The organism is Mesorhizobium sp. M7A.F.Ca.CA.004.06.1.1 (assembly GCF_003999135.1).
Taxonomy (GTDB): Bacteria; Pseudomonadota; Alphaproteobacteria; order Rhizobiales; family Rhizobiaceae; genus Mesorhizobium.
On the sequence record NZ_RZPQ01000658.1, the window covers coordinates 1 to 3364 of the forward strand.

Consider the following 3364-nt stretch of genomic DNA (forward strand, 5'->3'; position numbering starts at 1 on the left):
GCACGTCGACGATCCGCCACAGCCGGTCCTCGTCGCGGATCGGCGGTTCGGACCAGCCCGCGAGTTGGCGGGCGGTGGGGCTGTCGCGGCGGTATTTGCCGGACAGCAATCCGCCGGCAAGCGGGCTCCAGACCAGGACGCCTAACCCCTGGTCGACGGAAATCGGCAGCAACTCGTACTCCGCCTCGCGCGCTTCCAGCGTGTAATGGATCTGCTGCGTGACGAAGCGCGGCTGGTGGCGGCTGTCGCTGATGCCGAGCGCCTTCATCACCTGCCAGCCGGAATAGTTGGAGCAGCCGACATAGCGGATCTTGCCCTGGGCAACCAGCGTGTCGAGCGCGCCGATGGTTTCCTCCAGCGGTGTCACGCCATCCCATTCGTGCAGGAAATAGATGTCGATGACGTCTGTCCTGAGCCGCTTCAGGCTCTTCTCGCATTCGCGGATCAGGTGATGGCGCGACAAGCCTTCATCGTTTGGGCCTTTGCCGATCCGCATCCGTGCCTTGGAGGCGATCAGCACGTCGCCCTTGCGCTTGCCGCCGAGCGCTTCGCCGATGATTTCTTCGGAAATGCCATTCGAATAGACGTTGGCGGTGTCGATGACATTGATGCCGGCGTCGATGCAGAGATCGATCATCCGGCGCGCCTCGTCGAGATCGGTCTTGCCGACCGCCGAAAATGCGCCGGCGCCGCCGAACGTCATGGTCCCCATGGTCAGCGTCGAAACTTTCAGGCCGGAACGGCCGAGGGTGCGGTATTCCATGTCGATCCTCGCGATTGCGTTGGGGAAGGGGCTGGGGAGGGCGCCCGAATGTGGCCGCTATTTGTAGGACAATTTGCGCGACTTGTCGCCATGCCAGGACGCCGGATCGATCATGCCTGGCGGGATTGGCAGCGGCGGCGATCACGCTCGGGCTGCAATAAAACCGTCATTGCAGGCCTATATTGAAGTCGGCTCAGGCGTTGCCGTTCCGGGCTGTAAGCCGGAGTTTGGGGCGCCGGACGTGGATCGACAGAGCTTGCAAGTGGAGCAGCCGATAATGACCGAGCTAAAACAGAATTCTCCGGCCAGGGATTGGCTTGAAGCCGAGCTCGCCGACACGCTCGACGAAGACTATGAGCTCGAAATGTCGGAGCCGGCGCTGTCGATGGAGATCGCCAAGATCTACAAGAACTCGCATCCGCCTTCGATCGATCGCATGCAGTATTTTCGCGACCTGATCACCCTGCAGTCCGAATTGATCAAGCTGCAGTCCTGGGTCGCCTACCACAAGAAGAAGCTGGTGGTGATCTTCGAGGGACGCGATTCGGCCGGCAAGGGCGGTGTCATCAAGCGCATCACCCAGCGGCTCAATCCGCGCATCTGCCGCGTCGTGGCACTGCCGGCGCCGACCGAGCGCGAAAAGTCGCAATGGTATTTCCAGCGCTATGTCCCGCATCTGCCGGCCGGCGGCGAGATCGTGCTGTTCGACCGCTCATGGTACAACCGCTCGGGCGTCGAGCGGGTGATGGGCTTTGCCCAGCCCGATCAGGTCGAAGAATTCTTTCACGACGTGCCGGAGTTCGAGCGCATGCTGGTCCGCTCGGGCATCACCGTGGTCAAATACTGGTTCTCGATCACCGACGAGGAACAGCAGATGCGCTTCCTGATGCGCATCCATGATCCAATGAAGCAGTGGAAACTGTCGCCGATGGATCTGCAGTCGCGTGTGCGCTGGGAGCAGTACACCAAGGCCAAGGAAGAGACCTTCGCCCGCACCAACATCCCGGAAGCGCCTTGGTTCATCGTCGAGGGCAACGACAAGAAGCGCGCGCGGCTGAACTGCATCGACCATCTGCTCAAGCAGCTGCCTTACGAGGAAGTGCCGCACGAGGAGATCACTTTGCCGGAGCGCGTCTTCAACCCCGAATACGAGCGCCAGGTGCTGCCGCGCGAGCTCTACGTGCCGGAGAAGTATTGATGGATCGCTCCCTTCTCCCCGTATAGTGACGGGGAGAAAAAGCTGTAACTACGCCCGCTTGATGGTGACGTGCGTGGCAAGCGGCGTCGCCACCTGCTCGCTGCAGATATAGCCCAGCTTGAGCATATCGAGGCCGGCGAAAAGGTTCTCGCCCGAGCCGAGCAGCACCGGCGCGATCGCCAGATGCATCTCGTCGATCAGTTTTTCCTGCAGATATTGCCGGATGGTGGCGACGCCGCCGCCGACCCGCACGTCCTTGCCGCCAGCGGCAGCCTTAGCCTGTTCAAGAGCTGAATGGATACCGTCAGTGACGAAGTGGAAAGTCGTGCCGCCCTCCATCGTGATCGGTTCCCGCTTGTGATGGGTGAGCACGAAAACCGGCACATGATAGGGCGGGTTGTCGCCCCACCAGCCCTTCCAGCTGTCGTCAGGCCACTCGCCGCGGATCGGCCCGAACATGTTGCGGCCGAGGATCCAGGCGCCGACATTCTCGAAGCTGCGCGCCGCGAACGCCTCGTTGACGTCGGTGGTGCCGCCATCTTGTCCGAGCACCTTCTCGCGGAAGGTGCAGGTGTCGACAAACCACTTGTGCAAGGATTCCCCACCGACGCCGAGAGGATTTTGCAGATCCTGATCGGGACCGGCGCCATAGCCGTCGAGCGACAGGGTGAAAGCGTTGACGCGAAGTTTGGACATGCGAGCCTCCTCGATAACCGGTTGTATTTTGCAAGCAGTTGTTTTGTAGCAAACTGATTGTGAATTGCAAGCGGTATTTTAGAGAACTTTGCCGCACCGCACGTGCAGAGCAGAAAGATCCGGCAGTCTCGACGCGAGCAAATGTTCCGTTGCCATGCAATTGCTTGTGACGAGAGAAATATCGCGGTTCCTTCCTTGCGACGCGAACAGGATGCAGCCGCAAGTGTCAGCCAAAACTATCGGCGCTGCGACGCTTCGAGCATACGTTCGACAGCAAGACGCAGTGGCGGCAGGCTGTCGGTCACCACCGGCCATACTATCGCACCGGAGGTTTTGTGATATTCGTGACGCAAAACGTTGCCTATCCCACGAACTTGTTTCCATGGAATCTCGGGAGCAAGTGCTGCCAAATCATCTGGAATGTGCCGGGCAGCTTCGGAAATGATTTCGATCCCGCGCTCGATGCCATGTCGGAGCAGCCAGTCGCTATTAAAGTCATCCAACGTCTTGCCCGCGGCGGCAGCAGAGATGCCGTCCAGGGCCTCCATGATTTCGGCTAGAATCGGTTCGATCCGGCGCACTGCCATCAAAATATGCGCACAGCAGATTGTTCGATGTCGGCCTTCAACATGGGATTGAGGCTGTCGCGGGTGGTGATATCGATCTCCGCTGACATCTTCTCCTCAAGAAATTGCTTGATGCCGACC

At 60.0% G+C, this 3364-nt stretch carries 4 protein-coding genes; 1 reads left to right on the forward strand and 3 read right to left on the reverse strand.

The features are described 5' to 3' along the window. Positions 1-763 (reverse strand): aldo/keto reductase (locus tag EN906_RS27770; protein ID WP_164777405.1); only part of this gene is annotated, 763 nt, incomplete at its 3' end. A 277-nt stretch (positions 764-1040) separates the two neighbouring features. On the opposite strand from EN906_RS27770, the gene ppk2 reads away from it, so the two are divergent. Then, positions 1041-1961, forward strand: a complete 921-nt coding sequence (gene ppk2, locus EN906_RS27775; protein ID WP_127270468.1) for a polyphosphate kinase 2 — start codon at positions 1041-1043, stop codon at positions 1959-1961. A gap of 48 nt (positions 1962-2009) precedes the next feature. Here the strand turns inward: ppk2 and EN906_RS27780 are convergent, their stop codons facing one another. Together EN906_RS27780 and EN906_RS27785 are read right to left on the reverse strand one after the other, a co-directional pair. Then, positions 2010-2657 carry a dihydrofolate reductase family protein gene (locus EN906_RS27780; protein WP_127270469.1) on the reverse strand — a complete coding sequence of 216 codons (648 nt, stop codon included), beginning with the start codon at positions 2655-2657 and terminating at the stop codon, positions 2010-2012. 236 nt (positions 2658-2893) lie between these two features. Then, positions 2894-3244, reverse strand: coding sequence for a HepT-like ribonuclease domain-containing protein (locus EN906_RS27785; protein ID WP_127270471.1), 351 nt, complete (start codon positions 3242-3244; stop codon positions 2894-2896). Between the last annotated feature and the right edge of the window lie 120 nt (positions 3245-3364).